This is a genomic window from Arthrobacter pascens (assembly GCF_017052465.1).
GTDB lineage: Bacteria > Actinomycetota > Actinomycetes > Actinomycetales > Micrococcaceae > Arthrobacter > Arthrobacter pascens.
The window spans coordinates 1-15701 of the sequence record NZ_JAFHKT010000138.1 but is presented as its reverse complement, the minus strand read 5'-3'; the positions used below and the strand labels follow the sequence as shown (position 1 = coordinate 15701).

The following is a 15701-nucleotide window of genomic DNA, read 5'->3' as shown; positions in this document are numbered from 1 at the left end:
GTCAGGCCTCCCGCCGGGCAGCAGCCCTTGACTCGATGATGGTGCCGGCGATGTCCGCGAGTTCCCGGTCAGCGACGCGCCGGGCGCCCGCGCGGTTGACGGTGTAGACCACCGGCCACAGTTGCCGGACGGGGTCCGGGCCGCCCGTGGCGGAGTCGTCGTCGGCGGCGTCATAAAGGGACTCGACAGCCACGGCGATTGCTTCGGCTTCGGTGAGGTTGGGCCGCCAGAGCTTTTTCAGAGCACCCCGGGCGAACATGGCGCCGGAGCCGACCGCGTGATGCTCCTGCTCCTCGTAACGGCCGCCGGTTACGTCATAGGAGAACAACCTGCCCACTCCCGCCGCCGTGTCGAAGCCGGCGAACAGCGGAATAACGGCGAGACCCTGCATGGCCATGGGCAGGTTGCCACGGATCATTGCGCCGAGCCTGTTGGCCTTGCCGTCCAGGCTCAGCAGTGTGCCCTCGATTTTTTCGTAGTGTTCCAGCTCAACCTGGAACAGCCGGGTCAGATCGATCGCGATGCCGGCCGTCCCGGCGATGCCCAGGACCGAGTACTGGTCCGCCGGGAAGACCTTCTCGATATGGCGGCTGGCGATGATGTTGCCCATCGTGGCCCGGCGGTCACCGGCCATCACGATGCCGCCGGCGTGTGTCATGGCCACGATCGTGGTGGCGTGCGGTACCTGCAGGGGCTGGCCGGCGAGGTCGCTGCCTGCAAGCGGCCTGGTGAAAGGAAGCAATTCCGGACGGTCGCGTTGGAGATGCTCAGTGAACGATGAGGTGGCGTTGGCGGCTACCTTGTTGGCTGTTGTCTCCTGCACTGGTGCACTCCTTCAACGTGTAATTCGGCGGCGGTCCGGTACCTTAGGCTTCCGTGCCCGGTGCGGGGTGGGGCGGCTGCCGGGTTACTGTCCGCCCTTTTGCACGAACGCCCTGACGAACTCTTCGGCATTGGATTCCAATACGCCGTCGATCTCGTCGAGGAGGTCATCGACACCCTGCGTGGATGCAGATGCCTGTCCCTCAGCCGGTGCGGGCGGCGCGGGGACCTCTTCCTCAACCTCGGTGTCGCGTGGCTGCGGCTGCTGTTGCTCCTGCCCTGCCATGTTCATCTCCTTCTTCAGGTCCCGCCGCCTCCGGTGGGACATCCTGTATGCCCATATTGCCACGCAAAGCGGCACTTCGGGGCTCTTTATGCCGGTGGCGGAGCCGGCGTCGATCCGAGCAGTTCCGCAAGGAACGGACCAGCCTCGCGGTGCCGGGCGAAGAGGGCCCCGGTCAGCGCTTTCGTGCCCCGCAGCGGCTCCCTTGTCGGGACGCGCTGGAGCCTTCCGTAGCCGGGAACATCGAAGATGACCGAATCCCAGCTGGCCCCCACCACGTCCTTGCTGAAGCTGCTCACGCAGCGTCCGCGGAAGTATGCCCGCGTGTCCGACGGCGGTTCGGTGACCGCCGCGGCGATGTCGGCGTCCTTCACGATGCGCTGCATGCGGTCCCGGGACAGCAGACGGTAGTACAGCCCCTTTTCCGGCCTGATGTCGGCCCACTGCAGATCCACCAGGCCCAGCCGGGCGTCACCCCACTGGAGGCCGTCCCTTTGCCGGTATCCCTCGAGGATGGACAGCTTGGCGAGCCACTCGACCGAGGCGGCGGCGGCGGGACGGTCGCTGTCCAGCTGGCTCAGGGTGGTGGCCCACTGGTCCAGCACGGCGTGGGTGTGCCCGTCACCGTCCACCGCGTCGGCCACGCCGGTGTCCTGGGCGAGCTTTGCGGCGGCCTCGTGATAGATCCACTGGAGGTCCAGGGCCGTGACCCGGCGGCCGTCCACCAGCCGGATCGTCGCCGTCAGCGACGTATCGTGGCTGACCGTCTGCAGCGCCGCAATGGGTTCGTGCACCTCGATCTTGGGCGCCAGTCCGGCCTCAATCAGGCTCAGCACCATGGCGGTGGTCCCGAACTTGAGGTAGTTGGACGCCTGGCTGAGGTTGGCATCGCCGATGATCACATGGAGCCGGCGGTACTTGTCGGCGGTGGCGTGCGGCTCGTCGCGGGTGTTGATGATGGGGCGGCGGATGGTGGTTTCCAAGCCCACTTCCGCCTCGAAGAAGTCCGCGCGCTGGCTGATCTGGTAGCCCGGGCGTGAACTGTCCTGCCCGATCCCCACGCGGCCCGAGCCGCAGATGATCTGGCGCGTCACGAAGAACGGCGTCAGTCCCCTGACAATGTCGTTGAAGGGGACCGAGCGGGGCATGAGGTAGTTCTCGTGGGAGCCGTACGAGACAGCCTTGTTGTCGGTGTTGTTCTTGTAAAGATTGACCGGGGGAAGTTCGGGGTCGCCGGCCAGCCGCCGGACGGCGGCCAGTGCCACGAGGTCGCCGGCTGCGTCCCATGCCACCGCGTCCGCCGGGTTGGTTACTTCCGGGCTGGAGTACTCCGGGTGGGCGTGGTCCACGTAGAGCCTGGCTCCGTTGCCGAGGACCATGTTCATCAGGAGCGAGCCTGACTCATCCTCGCCATCCAGTTCCAGCTCTTCCCGTCCATAGGCCAGTGCCACGGCCTCGGCGTCCAGCACGGGAGGCTGGTCGGTCAGCTGGCTCGGGTGGGCCTGCCCGCGTTCCAGCGTCCAGCCGCGGGCGTCGTGGAGCGGTTCCTCGTCCGTGTAGTCCCACCGGGTTTCGGCGCCTCCTGCTGCGCGCAGCCGGGTGACCTGGGCGTAGGCCTGAACCACCCGGGCGGACATCATGGTGGCGTTGGCCCCCGGGGCCGAGGGGGCATGGATGCCGTATTCGGTTTCGGACCCCATAACGCGCATGGCGCCTCCCTGGGGCAGCGCTCCCCCGGGAGTTGCCTCGGAGCCGGCCGTCACAGGTACTGGCCTGTGTTGGGCATGGTCTCGATGGACTTGCCTGGCTCCTGCCCCGCCTTGCCCTGGACGATGGTGCGGATGTAGGTGATGCGCTCACCCTTCTTACCCGAGATGCGTGCCCAGTCATCGGGGTTGGTGGTGTTCGGCATGTCCTCGTGCTCCCGGAACTCGTCAACGACCGCCCGCAGCAGGTGATCGATGCGGAGTCCCTTCTGCTGCGTGATCAGCAGGTCCTTGATCGCGTACTTCTTGGCGCGGTCGACGACGTTCTGAACCACGGCTCCGGAGTTGAAGTCCTTGAAGTACAGCATTTCAGTATCGCCGTTGGCGTACGTGACTTCGAGGTATTCGTTGGACTTCTCGGTGGAGTACATGGCCTCGACGGTCCGCTGGATCATGGCGTCAACAGTCTCCTGGACGTCACCGTCATGCTCTGCGAGGTCGTCCTCGTGGAACGGCAGGTCAATGGTGATGTACTTCTTGAAGATGTCTGCCGCCGCTTCGGCGTCGGGCCGCTGGATCTTGACCTTCACGTCGAGGCGTCCCGGCCGCAGGATGGCGGGATCGATCATGTCCTCACGGTTAGAGGCACCGATGACGATCACGTTGTCCAGGCGCTCCACGCCGTCGATCTCGCTGAGCAGCTGCGGCACGATGGTGGTTTCGACGTCGGAGGAGATGCCGGTGCCGCGGGTGCGGAACAGCGAATCCATCTCATCGAAGAACACCACGACGGGGCTGCCGTCCGACGCCTTCTCCCGGGCGCGGGAGAAGATCAGCCGGATGTGGCGCTCAGTTTCGCCGACGTACTTGTCAAGGAGCTCCGGCCCCTTGATGTTGAGGAAGTAGCTCTTCAGGTCGATGTTGCCGGACCGTTCGGCCGCACGGGCAGCCAGCGAGTTGGCCACCGCCTTGGCGATCAGCGTCTTGCCGCAGCCAGGAGGGCCGTAGAGCAGGATGCCCTTGGGTGCCTTGAGGCCATGCTCACGGTACAGATCCGGGTGCAGGAAGGGCAGCTCGATGGCGTCCCTGATCTGTTCGATCTGCGGGCCCAGGCCGCCGATGTCCTCGTACGTGATATCCGGCACTTCCTCAAGCACGAGGTTTTCCACCTCGGACCGCGGAACCTTCTCCAGGGCATAGCCCGTCCGGGAATCGATGGACAGGGCGTCGCCCACCCGCAGCTTTTCCGCCAGGAGTGGGCCGGCCAGCCGGATGACGCGTTCCTCGTCTGCGCGGCCGAGGACCAGGGCGCGGTCCGGGCCGAGCATTTCCTTGAGCGTGACGAGCTCGCCTGCGCGTTCGTAGCCAAGGCCTGCCACGACGAGGAGCGCCTCGTTGAGGAGCACCTCCTGGCCGACCGCAAGCTGGTTCATGTTGACGAGGGGGCTAATGCCCACCCTCATCTTTCGTCCGGCGTTGAAGATGTCCACCGATTCCTCGGTGGCGGCCTGTCCGCTGCTGCCGGAGGTGGGTTGCCGCCTCGGGTTCAGCTGGAGAATGGTCCCGAAACTGTACGGCGGTTGGCCCTCCTGGTCGAGGGCGTTTTTCAGCCGGAGGATCTCTGATTTGGCGGTTTCCAGCATGGCAACCAGCTTGGAGTTGTTCTGCGTGGCAGCTGCCAACTGCCGGTCGATGTGCCGTAGCTTATCCCGGAGGATGTTCACCTGCCGGTCTGCAACAGACAGCTCATTGGCCGCCGCTGCCTGCTCGGCCGGCGTAGGTACGGAGTCATTGTTCGGCGTATCCATCATCCATCAGCCCCTTCCTGCGCTTCTGTTAAGACCATAGCCCCAAGTTGGCGAGTACTGCTGAAGACATCCGAAATACGGACTAGTTTGTGATCTCCGGATCGTCTTTGACGTTCGTGCCCGCGATCGCATCCCGGGCGGCACGCCGAAGTTTCTTGTCGGACACAAGCCGCTCGCCCACGGCGCCGGGTGTCCAGGCGTTGACGTCGTCCTCGTTGAAATCGGTCTTGGACGGGCGGCGCTTCACGGAGATGCCGGTGACGCCGGCGGCCAGGCGCCGCGTGACCAGCAGGAAGCCGGTGTGGGCCACCATCCGGTGGTCGGGGCGGACGGCGAGGCCTTCCAGGTGCCAGCCGCGGACCAGGGACTCCCAGGCGTCCGGCTCCGTGAAGCGGCCGTCCGCGCGGATGGCCTCGGCAGTGCGGGAGAGCTGCGTGACGGTGGCGACGTAGTTGATCCACACCCCGCCCGGTGCCAGGACCGTGGCGACCGCGTCGAGGCATTCCCACGGCGCCAGCATGTCCAGCACCACGCGGTCGATGGATCCGGGTTCTTCCGTGCGGACCACTTGTTCCTGGAAGTCGCCCAGGGAGATCTTCCACGCCGGGTGCGGCCCGCCGAAAATGGTTTCGACGTTGCCGCGGGCAATCTCGGCGAATTCCTCGCGGCGTTCAAAGGAGTGCAGGTAGCCCTGGTCGCCGACGGCGCGCAACAGGGAGATGGACAGGGCGCCGGATCCCACGCCCGCCTCCACCACCCGCGCGCCGGGGAAAATGTCGGCCATGGTGACGATCTGGCCGGCGTCCTTGGGGTAGACGACGGCGGCACCGCGGGGCATGGACAGGACGAAGTCCGAGAGAAGGGGACGCAGGGTCTGGTACTGCTGCCCCACGTTGTTCACCACCACCGAGCCGTCAACCTTGCCGATGATGTCGTCGTGGTTGAGGAAACCCCGGTGCGTGTGGAACGCCCCGCCGGATTCGAGGCTGATCGTATTCATGCGGCCCCGCTCGTCGGTCAGCTGCACACGCTCACCCTCGCGGAAGGGTCCCCGCCGCCGCGCAGCGCCGACCGGCTGGTCCCCCGTGGCCGCGGCCGTGGCGGAAGGGTCCGTGCTGGTCCCGATGGCGGCAGATTCGCTGCTCATGAATATTCCTCGCTCCTGTAAAAGCTGTGTCGTCGTGCTGCATGGCGGCCCGGGCAGGCCGCGCTGAGGCTGGTCTGCCGATTTCACGACCGGCAGGTAACTCTACCGGTTCTGGCCCTGCGGCCGCCTGTTTTCGCGGGACCCTTTGCCTGTAATGGCGGTCACCACGGCGGATTGCCGCAGGATGCCTGTCACCCGCCCGTTGTGGTCGATCACCGCGTAGTCGTGGCCCTCCAGCTGGGAGAGATACTGGAGCAGTTCCTGGCCCTTGGACCATTCGGGCACGTATGCCCCGGCCCCGAGAGCGTGGGCTACCGCGCTGGCCGGGGTGGTGGCACCCGCCCAGGCAGGAACCGCGGCCAGGGCTGCGCGGTCAACCACGCTGCCCGGCCTGCCGTCCGGCGCGCAGAGCACGACGGCGGTCCCGCCGTCCGCTGTCAGCTGCAGGACGTCGGCCACTGTAGCGCTGTCAGGGATGCCGACGGCCGGTTCGGCCAGCGCTGCGGCACTGACCAGGTGAAGCCTGCTGCGCAGACGGCCCTGCTGGATCGACGCGGACGCCCCCATCCACAGGAATCCGCATACCAGCACCGTGATGAGCAGCATGCTTGTGTCCGGCCTGCCGCCGCGCAGCAGCGGAAGCGCTACGAACACCAGGACCAGGGCTATGACGATGATGCGCCCGCCCCATCCGGCGGCAATGGTGCCCTTGGCGTGGCTGCCTGTGGCCTTCCAGACGGCGGATTCCACCAGCCGGCCGCCGTCGAGCGGCAGCCCGGGCAGGACGTTGAAGATGCCGATCACCAGGTTCGCCCAGAGGAAGATGTTGGTCAGGATGTCCGCAACGCCGGTCGGGTTCATGGCAGACACAACCAGCCACGTCACTCCGGCAAGAACGAAGTTCGAGGCAGGACCTGCAAGCGCAACGAGGACAGAGCGCCCGGGGGTGGCGGTGAAGCTCTCGAACTGTGTGTGGCCGCCCCAAAGGTTGAGGACGATCTTCTCGCTGGGCCAGCCATACATCTTTGCCGTCAGGGCGTGGGCCAGTTCGTGGACCAGGACGGAGACCAGGAGGAGCAGGGCATAGGCGAACGCCACAAGGTATGCCGCTGCACCGAGGGACGGGTTGTTGAACTGCAGCACGGGACCGTAGGCGGCCACCGTGAAGGCGGCAATGACGAACCAGGAATACGCGAGGATGACGGGGACGCCGGCAATCCTGCCCAGAGGTATTCCTTCGCGGCGGTTGCGGCCGCCCGTGGGCTGCTGGTCGGTCGAAGCGGGGTCAGACACCTGCGGGGCCCCTTTAATTGGATCTATCCAGCGTCGTAGCGGCCGAGGCGAGCCCATGGCGGGCGGCTACGAGTTCTTCCAGGTCAGCGACCCCCCGGCCTTCCAGCGAGTCCCACATGGCCCGGCGCGGATCCGCCGGCAGTGGCACGATGTGTGGAATGGCGACGGTGACCGCTCCGGAGGCTACGGCAGCGGCGACTCCCGGCGCCGAATCCTCAAGGGCCACGCACTGGTCCACCGTGAGCTCGGGGTCTTCCCGCCGGAGCAGGTCCATCGCCTTGAGGTAGGCCTCCGGGTCCGGCTTTCCCTTGGCGACGGTGTCACCGGTGACCAGGAACTCGAAGTAGGGCCGGGGAAGGCTCGCGACAACCTCCCGGGCGAGGGGTGTTTCTGACATCGTCACAAGGGCACAACGCACACCGGCGCCGAAAAGTTCATCCAGCAGTTCACGCGCCCCTGGACGCCACGGAACATTCTGCCGCACCCTGCTGATGACCTGGGCCGTGAGGGTGTCGATGATTTCCCGGGTGTCGAGCTTCACGCCTGCGCGCTGGAGAATGCCCGCGGAATAGACCAGGGACTGCCCGACCAGCTGCATGGCCTGTTCATGGGACCACGTCCCGCCGTGCGCGCGCACGAGCTCGTGCTCGGCCTCAATCCAGTACGGTTCGGTGTCGACTATGGTGCCGTCCATATCCCATAAAACGGCTTTGAGCAGGGGCTGGGCGGCAGAAGATTGCATGGTGTCCAGTCTACTGGTCCCGTCCCGCCCCGCCCTTCCGGGGCTGCCGCGTACGCCGTGGGCGAATATCCGGTCCTGCGGCAGCGGCAGCGGCGTCATAAGGGATGCCGGAGCGGATGTGCGGCGGTTCAATCACTGCATGGGGAACGGACTTGGACGTAGGGTGAAGGGATGAATAGCTTCGACGGAGATACCACCGAACCGGCTGCCACTCCCGCAGCCGAGCCGGAGCAGCTGCTGCAGCCAGTTCCGGAGGGACAGCGCATTACCGTGATGCTCGCCGCCTTCGAAGGCTGGAATGATGCCGGGGAAGCAGCCAGCGACGCATTGCGGTATCTGAACAAGCTCTGGGGCGGCAAGAAGGTCGCTTCCATTGATGCCGACGAATACTACGACTTCCAGTTCACGCGGCCCACAGTGAGGCGCACGGCTTCGGGCGAACGCAAGATCAAATGGCCGTCCACCCGCATCTACAAGGCCAGCGCCCCCGACACCAACGTGGACGTGATTTTTGTCCAGGGAACCGAGCCGTCATACAAGTGGCGGGCCTACACAGCCGAGCTCCTGGTCCACGCAGAGGCGCTCCACGTCGATTACGTGGTCCTGGTGGGGGCCCTGCTGGCGGACGTGCCGCACAGCCGCCCCATCCCCGTGAGCACCTCCACGGACGACGGTGCCCTGCGCGAACGGCTGAACCTGGAGGCCTCGCAGTACGAAGGGCCGGTAGGCATCGTCGGCGTCCTCGCCGAAGTTGCCATGCTGGCGGGCATCCCCGCCGTGTCCCTCTGGGCCGCTGTTCCGCACTACGTTGCGCAGGCGCCGTCGCCGAAGGCGCAGCTCGCACTGTTGCACCGCATCGAGGAGCTGCTGCAGGTTCCGCTGGATACGCACGAGCTGGCCGAAGAATCTGACGCCTGGGAACGCGGCGTCAACGAACTGGCGACCGAAGACCCGGAAATAGCGGCCTACGTTCGCCAGCTGGAAGAGGCGAAGGACACCGCGGACCTTCCCGAGGCCAGCGGCGAGTCCATCGCCAGGGAGTTCGAGCGGTACCTGAAGCGACGGGGCAAGGACAAGCAGTAGGGCGTGCCGCCATCGGCGGCTGCCGGCCAGCTCGCGGACCGCGATGCCTACAGACCGCGATGCCTACAGACAGCGATGCCTACAGACAGTGATGCCTACAGACAGTGACGCCTACAGTTTGACGCCGAGAAGCGCGTCGACGGCGTCGCGCACCAGCGCCTGGTCGGCTCCGGAGTTTTTGCTGCCGCCCGCCAGTGCCCGGTCGGCCCAGCGGTCGACGGCGGCCAGCGCCGCGGGGGCGTCAAGGTCATTGGCCATGGCCGCACGCATGTCCTCGATGAGCGCTGCCGCCGAGTTTTCCGGCGCCACGGCCACCGCTGCGCGCCAGGTGTCGAGCCGCTTTTTGGCCTCCGAGAAGCCCTCGTCAGTCCAGGACCAGTCCGAGCGGTAGTGGTGGGCAAGGATGGCCAGCCGGATGGCTGCCGGGTCCTCTCCCGCGGCCCGCAGCTTGGATACCAGGACCAGGTTGCCCTTGGACTTGCTCATCTTCTCGCCGTCCAGCCCCACCATTCCGGCATGGGCAAAATGCTTGGCGAGCGGCACGCCGGAGAGCGAGTAAGCGTGGCCGGCCCCCATTTCGTGGTGCGGGAACACCAGGTCCGAGCCGCCGCCCTGCACCGTGAACGGTGCGGGCAGGTATTCCTGGGCGATCACCGTGCATTCGATGTGCCAGCCGGGGCGCCCCTCCCCCAGTTCGCCGCCGGCCCAGCTGGGCTCCCCGTTGCGCGCGACCCGCCACAGCAGCGGGTCCAGCGCCTGGCGTTTGCCGGCGCGGCCGGGGTCACCGCCCCGTTCGGCGAACAGTTCAAGCATTTCAGCCTCGGGCAGGCCGGACACGGCGCCGAGGGTCCAGGCGCCGAGGTCGACGTCGTGCTTGCCGGCAGCCTCGACGTCGTAGTAGACGTCACCGTCGGGCTCGCCGGGCGTGCCGCTGACGCGGTAGGCGAGGCCTTGGTGTAGCAGCCGTTCGATTGCGGGGACGATGAGCTGCATGGACTCGACGGCGCCGACGTAGTGGTCAGGGGCCAGCACGTTCAGGGCTTCCATGTCTGTCCGGAAGAGTTCAATCTGGCTGGCGGCCAGCTCACGCCAGTCGACGCCGGTGGCTGTTGCGCGTTCCAGCAGCGGATCATCCACGTCGGTGACGTTCTGGACATAGGAGACCTGCTGGTCTCCGTCCCGCCAGGCGCGGTTCAGGAGGTCAAAAGCGACGTAGCTGGAGGCATGGCCCATGTGAGTGGCGTCGTACGGGGTGATTCCGCAGACGTACATTGATTGCTCACCGTCCGCCTGGAGGGTAATGACTTTGCCGGCTGTTGTATCAAACAGGCGCACGGCAGGCATTTTGCCCGGGAGTTCAGGAACGGGGCGGGATATCCAGGACTTCACAGCCCAAGCCTAGTGCTAGGCACTGATGACATTGAAACCGAGCAGCAGGTAGAGGGCCAGGCCAAGCAATATGCGGTACCAGACGAACAGCCGGTAACTGCGGGTGGAGACGAACTTCAGGAACCAGCCGATGATGACGTATCCCACAACAAACGCGATGACCGTGGCGAGGGCTGTCTCGGGGAGGCCGTACGGTCCGCTTACTCCCTCCTTGGACACCACTTTGTACAGCTGGAAAAGGCCGCTGCCGAACACGGCGGGGATGGCCAGCAGGAATGAATAGCGCGCCGCTGCTTCCCGGGTGTATCCCATGAGGAGGCCTGCTGTGATGGTGCCGCCGGAGCGGGACACCCCCGGAATGAGCGCCATGGCCTGGGCAAATCCGTAAAGGATGCCGTGCTTGTAGGTGAGCTTGCTCAGGTCGCGGTCCTGCTTTCCGACAGCGTCCGCCACGGCCAAGATGAGGCCAAAGACGATGAGCATGGTGGCAACGAGCCATAGGCTGCGCAGGACCGACTCGATCTGGTCCTGGAACAGCAGCCCCAATACAACGATGGGCAGGCTGCCCAGGATCACCAGCCAGCCCATCCGGACATCAGGATCCTGGCGCGAGACCCGGCCGGCCAGGGAGCGGAACCAGGCCTTGGCGATCCGCACGATGTCCCGCCAGAAGTAGACGATGACGGCGGTTTCGGTGCCAAGCTGCGTGATGGCAGTGAATGCGGCGCCGGGGTCCGCGGCGTTTGGCAGGAAGGAGCCCACAATCCGTAGGTGGGCGCTCGATGAAATCGGGAGAAATTCGGTCAGCCCCTGCACAAGACCCAGCAGGGCCGCTTCAAACCAGTTCACGGTAAGACCCTACGTCATGGCATGGGTGGTTTCCCCGTAAGCTTGCTGCTATGCAGCAGCGTTACGTCGGCAACAGCGGGCTTCGTGCCTCGGCCCTCTCCCTCGGCACCATGTCATGGGCCCGTGAAACTGATGATCAGGATGCCTCCGAGCTGCTCCGGATGTTCGTCGACGGCGGCGGCACGCTCGTCGACACCGCGGCCTCCTACGCGGACGGCCTCGCAGAGGCCATGCTGGGGGAAATGCTGGGCGACGTGGTCTCCCGCACGGAAGTGGTCATCTCCACGAAAGCCGGCGTGTCGGCGTCGGACGGGCGGCAGAAGGTGGACGCCTCGCGGAACGCGATGTTGTCCGCCCTGGACGCGAGCCTGGTCCGCCTGGGGACCGACTATGTGGACATCTGGTTCGCCCAGGCGTGGGACCACAACGTTCCCCTGGATGAGACGTTGTCCGCCCTTGACCTCGCAGTCCGCAGCGGGCGGGCGCGTTACGCGGGAGTGGCCAACTTCAACAGCTGGCAGACCGCCAAGGCAGCCGCCATCGCCGGATTCCCACTCGTGGCCGGCCAGTCGGAGTATTCGCTCCTGCGGCGCAAGCCTGAGGAGGAGCTGATCCCTGCCGTCGAGGACGCTGGCATGGGGCTGATGGCGTGGGCCCCGTTGGGCCGGGGTGTGCTGACCGGTAAGTACCGGGGGCATGTTCCCGCCGATTCGCGAGCCGCCGGAAGCCGCCTCGCCACGTACGTGGAACCCTATCTCGAACAGTCTGCCGCGCAGGTGGTCGAGGCGGTTGCCATGGCGGCACGCGGACTGGGCCGGTCTCCGCTCGATGTTGCCTTGAGCTGGCTGCTTGCCCAGCACGGGGTGGCCACAGCGATCGTGGGGCCAAGGACGCCCGTGCAGCTCAAGGAGATCCTGCATTCGCAGCTGACGCCGCTGCCGGCGGAAATTTCCCGGGCACTCGAGGACGTCTCAAGCACCTCGGTCTAAGCCAGGCCCAGCCTCCGGGTGGACCGGAAGCCGCTCAGTCGTCGACGATCTCCAGATCCTCGTCGTCGTCCACTTCGCGGTCTTCGTCTTCGTCGCCCTCCTCGTCGTCGAAAACCTGCAGTGGCGTGACTTCGTTGTAGGCCTCGTACAGCGCGTCCTCGTAGACTTCGAAAGCATCGGCAACGGCGAAGAATGCCGCTTCCACCGCGGGGTCGCCATCGCCCCTTCGTGTCGAGGCTGCAACCAGGTGTTCTTCCAGGGCGGAGGTCAGGGACTGAAGCGCGACACGCGGATCGATGCTCATGACTTCACGTTAGCGGGAAAAGGACGAAAATGGAGAGCAATGAAGGAACATTTTCTGACCGGCTCGGTCCTGCGGGAACGGGACTACGTGAGGCAGTACGAGTACCTCGTGCTGACGGTCGGCCCTGATGATTCGCTGCCGGAAGCCCGCCGCCGCCTCGTGGAACACTCCGAGTACGGCAAGTGGGAACTGGAGCGCAGCCGGCTCTATTTTGGCGGAAGTCGCCGCTTCTGGCTGCGACGGCGTGTCACCCAGGTCCAGCGGACCGTGTAGCAGGGGTTAGGTCTCGAGCGGACCCAGCCAGGCATTGGCCACCGTGTTGTGCGCCGACTCGTCGTCGGAAGGGTGGAACATGCCCGCGAGGACATCGCGGTAGAGCCTCGCTAGTTCCGTGCCCCGGAAGTAGCTCGAGCCGCCGGAGACCCGGATGGCCAGATCCACGACGGTCCGTGCCGTTTCCGTGGCGTGCACCTTGAGCCCCACGAGTTTGGGGAACCACTGGCTGCCGTGGTCGGCGAGGTCGTCCACGTCCCTGGCCACCTGCGCCAGGTGGGGGTAGAGGGCGTCCATGGCCATCGCCGCTTCTGCGACCTTCCAGCGGATATCGGGGTCCTGGGCGTAGCTCCGGCCGCCGTTCTTGAAGGATGTCCGGCGCATGGCCGCTTCGACGCCGAGGACGAGTGCCCGCTCGCCAATGCCTGCATAGACGGCCGCCAGGAGTGTTTCGAAGCAGGCGAAGATTGCAAAGATCAGTGGATCAGCGTTTGGCCCCACCGGCAGTTTGCGGAATATCCGGTCTGCCGGCACGGTGACGCCGCGCAGCACGGTGGTGTTGGACTGGGTGGCGCGCATCCCGAGCGTGTTCCAGTCGTCGAGGATTTCGTACCCGGGAGCCGCGCGTTCGACGAATCCGTGCACCAGTTCGCCGTCGCCGTCACGCGCCGCGCTGTCCTTGCCGAAGATCCCCAGCCGTGTCCAGGCGGGGGCAAGGCTGGTGAAGATCTTGGTGCCGGTGAATTCGTAGCTGCCGTCGGGCAGGGGTTTAGCGTCCGTGAGGGAGTCAAAGAGGACTGAGTCGTTTCCGGCTTCGGAGTTCCCAAAAGCGAAAATTTCGCCTTTGGCCGCCTCCGCCAGCACAAAGTCGAGCGAGGTGTCGCCGCGGTCCGCCAGGACCCGGGCCACTCCGGTCCAGACCAGATGCATGTTCACTGCCAGCGCGGTGGCGGGAGCCGCCGTCGCCAGCCGCCGCTGGCAGCCGGCGACGCCTTCGAGACCGAGCCCGTGACCGCCGTCGGAAACCGGGACGAAAGCTTTCAGGTACCCCGCTGCGGCGAGTTCCTCGAGGTCTTCGTAAAAGAACTCATTCCTTTCGTCGTAGCCGGCCGCCCTGCCCCGTATGCGTTCCAGCAGGGCGTCGGGAAGCAGCTGTTCCGGATCCATGGCCGTCCTCAGTAGGTGGTCAGCAGCCTGTTGAGCACGCGGGCGCCGAACTTGAGCGAGTCCACCGGGACGCGTTCGTCCACGCCGTGGAACATGCCCGTGAAGTCCAGCTCATCCGGGAGCAGCAGCGGGGCAAACCCGTAGCCGGTGATGCCGAGCCGGCTCAGGGACTTGTTGTCGGTGCCTCCGGACAGGGTGTACGGCAGGACCTTGGCGCCTGGGTCTTCGGAATGCAGCGCGTCGATCATCGAGTCCACAAGGTTGCCGGAGAAGGGCACCTCCAGTGAGACGTCGTTGTGGACATAGCTGACGTCGACGCCGGTTCCGGCGAGTTCACGGACGATCTCCAGAACCTGTTCCTCCTGGCCGGGAAGGGTGCGGCAGTCAACCAGCGCCTCGGCGGACTCAGGAATGACATTGTGCTTGTAGCCACCCCTGAGCTGCGTGGGGTTGGTGGTGTTCTGCAAGGTTGCCCCGACGAATCGCGCAACGGTTCCCAGTTCCTTGAGGAGCTTGTCCGGATCGTCGGGATCGAATTCGACGCCGGTGAGTTCCGTCACGCCGTCAAGGAACTGCCGCGTGGTGGGCGTCAGTTCAACGGGCCACCGGTATTCGCCGATGCGGGACACCGCGCTGGCCAGCCGTGTCACGGCGTTGTCGGTGTTGATCTGGGACCCGTGGCCGGCCCGGCCGTGCGCGACGAGACGCAGCCACGAGAGGCCCTTTTCCGCGGTCTGCAGCAGGTAGGTGCGCTGCCCGCCGATGGTGGCGGAGAACCCGCCCACTTCGGAGATGGCCTCCGTTGCCCCTTCGAAGAGCTCGGGGCGTTTTTCGACGGCGTAGCGGGCACCGTATGTGCCGCCGGCCTCCTCGTCGGCGAAGAACGCGAAGATCAGGTCGCGCTTGGGCTTGCGGCCCGTGCGGGCGAAGTCGCGCATGACGGACAGGATCATGGCGTCCATGTCCTTCATGTCCACGGCTCCCCGGCCCCAGATCAGCCCGTCAGTCACTTCGCCGCCGAACGGATCCACGGACCACTGATCCCGCAGGGCCGGCACGACGTCCAGATGCCCGTGCACCACGAGCGCGCTTGCGGACGGGTCCTCCCCTGCCAGGCGGGTGACCACATTGGCGCGTCCGGGCTCGGATTCGAAGATCTCAACGTCGAGGCCCACATCCGAGATCAGTCCGGCCGTGTACTCGGCCGCCGCCCGTTCACCGGGCCCGGAACCGTCTCCGTAGTTGGATGTGTCGATGCGGATGAGTTCCTGGCATATGTTGGCGACTTCATCCTCGGGCCGGATGTGAGACATTGATCACTCCTAATGCGTAGCGAATGCGGATTCAGCGCGTAATGGCGGGCTTTAGGCCGCCGGAACACGTAGGTTCAGCCTACCCACTCGGCTCGATTCCATCTTTCCGCAAAGTTCGTGTTAGAGTTTTTCTCGCTGCTTCGGAGAGAAGCGAACTGCTGAAAGGCGGTTCGGAACCTCCGAAATACCACCTGCGCGGGTGGCGGAATGGCAGACGCGCTAGCTTGAGGTGCTAGTCCTCGAAAGGGGGTGGGGGTTCAAGTCCCCCTCCGCGCACAAAGGGAAAACCCCTGGAATCCAAGGATTCCAGGGGTTTTCGTGTCCCCGTGACTGTAGCCAGAAGAGGCGGTCGACGGCGGTTCCTGGGATATATGACAAAACGTGAGTAAATCCGGGGGGTGCCTCTATGGTTTTCGTCAAGCGGCTGAGGGTAGGTTCCGTGGCTCAGGTTCTTGGTAGAGGGTTCCGTCTCGGAGCATGGCGAAGAGTACGTCTGAGCGGCGTCTGGCGAGGGCGATGAGGGCTTGGTTGTG

General features: G+C 65.6%; 15 protein-coding genes and 1 tRNA gene. 4 read left to right on the top strand and 12 right to left on the bottom strand.

The window, feature by feature from the left end; genetic code table 11:
* Position 1 precedes the first annotated feature (1 nt).
* From prcB to JYA52_RS11325, 7 genes are all read right to left on the bottom strand, one after another.
* The gene (gene prcB, locus JYA52_RS11355; RefSeq protein WP_205653289.1) at positions 2-823 is read right to left on the bottom strand and encodes a proteasome subunit beta; all 822 of its coding nucleotides are present in this window, start codon (positions 821-823) and stop codon (positions 2-4) included.
* A gap of 84 nt (positions 824-907) precedes the next feature.
* On the bottom strand, positions 908-1108 hold the full coding sequence (locus tag JYA52_RS11350; protein ID WP_104138540.1) for a ubiquitin-like protein Pup: 201 nt from the start codon (positions 1106-1108) through the stop codon (positions 908-910).
* Positions 1109-1194: 86 nt separating this feature from the next.
* Positions 1195-2814 carry a depupylase/deamidase Dop gene (gene dop / locus JYA52_RS11345; protein ID WP_205653288.1) on the bottom strand — a complete coding sequence of 540 codons (1620 nt, stop codon included), beginning with the start codon at positions 2812-2814 and terminating at the stop codon, positions 1195-1197.
* Between the two features lie 50 nt (positions 2815-2864).
* Positions 2865-4619 carry a proteasome ATPase gene (arc, locus tag JYA52_RS11340; RefSeq protein WP_205653358.1) on the bottom strand — a complete coding sequence of 585 codons (1755 nt, stop codon included), beginning with the start codon at positions 4617-4619 and terminating at the stop codon, positions 2865-2867.
* An 82-nt stretch (positions 4620-4701) separates the two neighbouring features.
* Positions 4702-5766, bottom strand: a complete 1065-nt coding sequence (locus JYA52_RS11335) for a tRNA (adenine-N1)-methyltransferase (RefSeq protein WP_205653287.1) — start codon at positions 5764-5766, stop codon at positions 4702-4704.
* 102 nt (positions 5767-5868) lie between these two features.
* Positions 5869-7059, bottom strand: a complete 1191-nt coding sequence (locus JYA52_RS11330; RefSeq protein WP_205653286.1) for a site-2 protease family protein — start codon at positions 7057-7059, stop codon at positions 5869-5871.
* Between the two features lie 13 nt (positions 7060-7072).
* Entirely contained in the window at positions 7073-7801 is a 729-nt protein-coding gene (locus tag JYA52_RS11325; protein ID WP_205653285.1) for an HAD family hydrolase, read from the bottom strand.
* A gap of 171 nt (positions 7802-7972) precedes the next feature.
* Here JYA52_RS11325 and JYA52_RS11320 point away from each other — a divergent pair, with 171 nt between their 5' ends.
* Complete coding sequence (locus tag JYA52_RS11320; protein WP_205653284.1) at positions 7973-8884, top strand: PAC2 family protein; 912 nt, start codon at positions 7973-7975, stop codon at positions 8882-8884.
* A gap of 111 nt (positions 8885-8995) precedes the next feature.
* Here JYA52_RS11320 and mshC read toward each other — a convergent pair whose 3' ends face one another.
* On the bottom strand, positions 8996-10273 hold the full coding sequence (gene mshC, locus JYA52_RS11315; RefSeq protein ID WP_205653283.1) for a cysteine--1-D-myo-inosityl 2-amino-2-deoxy-alpha-D-glucopyranoside ligase: 1278 nt from the start codon (positions 10271-10273) through the stop codon (positions 8996-8998).
* A gap of 15 nt (positions 10274-10288) precedes the next feature.
* Positions 10289-11122: an undecaprenyl-diphosphate phosphatase gene (locus JYA52_RS11310; protein ID WP_205653282.1), complete on the bottom strand. Its 834-nt coding sequence runs from the start codon at positions 11120-11122 to the stop codon at positions 10289-10291.
* A gap of 50 nt (positions 11123-11172) precedes the next feature.
* On the opposite strand from JYA52_RS11310, the gene JYA52_RS11305 reads away from it, so the two are divergent.
* Positions 11173-12111, top strand: a complete 939-nt coding sequence (locus JYA52_RS11305) for an aldo/keto reductase (protein ID WP_205653281.1) — start codon at positions 11173-11175, stop codon at positions 12109-12111.
* A gap of 34 nt (positions 12112-12145) precedes the next feature.
* Here JYA52_RS11305 and JYA52_RS11300 read toward each other — a convergent pair whose 3' ends face one another.
* Positions 12146-12415: a hypothetical protein gene (locus tag JYA52_RS11300; RefSeq protein WP_205653280.1), complete on the bottom strand. Its 270-nt coding sequence runs from the start codon at positions 12413-12415 to the stop codon at positions 12146-12148.
* Between the two features lie 39 nt (positions 12416-12454).
* On the opposite strand from JYA52_RS11300, the gene JYA52_RS11295 reads away from it, so the two are divergent.
* Entirely contained in the window at positions 12455-12688 is a 234-nt protein-coding gene (locus JYA52_RS11295) for a DUF5703 family protein (RefSeq protein WP_205653279.1), read from the top strand.
* Between the two features lie 6 nt (positions 12689-12694).
* On the opposite strand, the gene JYA52_RS11290 is transcribed toward JYA52_RS11295, so the two are convergent.
* Both JYA52_RS11290 and JYA52_RS11285 read right to left on the bottom strand, forming a co-directional pair.
* Positions 12695-13855, bottom strand: coding sequence for an acyl-CoA dehydrogenase family protein (locus tag JYA52_RS11290; RefSeq protein WP_205653278.1), 1161 nt, complete (start codon positions 13853-13855; stop codon positions 12695-12697).
* Positions 13856-13863: 8 nt separating this feature from the next.
* Positions 13864-15168 carry a M20/M25/M40 family metallo-hydrolase gene (locus JYA52_RS11285; RefSeq protein ID WP_205653277.1) on the bottom strand — a complete coding sequence of 435 codons (1305 nt, stop codon included), beginning with the start codon at positions 15166-15168 and terminating at the stop codon, positions 13864-13866.
* Positions 15169-15361: 193 nt separating this feature from the next.
* On the opposite strand from JYA52_RS11285, the gene JYA52_RS11280 reads away from it, so the two are divergent.
* Positions 15362-15444: transfer RNA gene (locus JYA52_RS11280), tRNA-Leu, on the top strand.
* The last annotated feature ends 257 nt before the right edge of the window (positions 15445-15701 follow it).

Bases quoted from the DNA above. Each gene is read 5' to 3' on its own strand.
- JYA52_RS11350 (WP_104138540.1), bottom strand. From the start codon at position 1,108: ATGGCAGGGCAGGAGCAACAGCAGCCGCAGCCACGCGACACCGAGGTT.
- dop (WP_205653288.1), bottom strand. From the start codon at position 2,814: ATGCGCGTTATGGGGTCCGAAACCGAATACGGCATCCATGCCCCCTCG.
- arc (WP_205653358.1), bottom strand. From the start codon at position 4,619: ATGGATACGCCGAACAATGACTCCGTACCTACGCCGGCCGAGCAGGCA.
- JYA52_RS11335 (WP_205653287.1), bottom strand. From the start codon at position 5,766: ATGAGCAGCGAATCTGCCGCCATCGGGACCAGCACGGACCCTTCCGCC.
- JYA52_RS11325 (WP_205653285.1), bottom strand. From the start codon at position 7,801: ATGCAATCTTCTGCCGCCCAGCCCCTGCTCAAAGCCGTTTTATGGGAT.
- JYA52_RS11320 (WP_205653284.1), top strand. From the start codon at position 7,973: ATGAATAGCTTCGACGGAGATACCACCGAACCGGCTGCCACTCCCGCA.
- JYA52_RS11305 (WP_205653281.1), top strand. From the start codon at position 11,173: ATGCAGCAGCGTTACGTCGGCAACAGCGGGCTTCGTGCCTCGGCCCTC.
- JYA52_RS11300 (WP_205653280.1), bottom strand. From the start codon at position 12,415: ATGAGCATCGATCCGCGTGTCGCGCTTCAGTCCCTGACCTCCGCCCTG.
- JYA52_RS11295 (WP_205653279.1), top strand. From the start codon at position 12,455: ATGAAGGAACATTTTCTGACCGGCTCGGTCCTGCGGGAACGGGACTAC.
- JYA52_RS11290 (WP_205653278.1), bottom strand. From the start codon at position 13,855: ATGGATCCGGAACAGCTGCTTCCCGACGCCCTGCTGGAACGCATACGG.
- JYA52_RS11285 (WP_205653277.1), bottom strand. From the start codon at position 15,168: ATGTCTCACATCCGGCCCGAGGATGAAGTCGCCAACATATGCCAGGAA.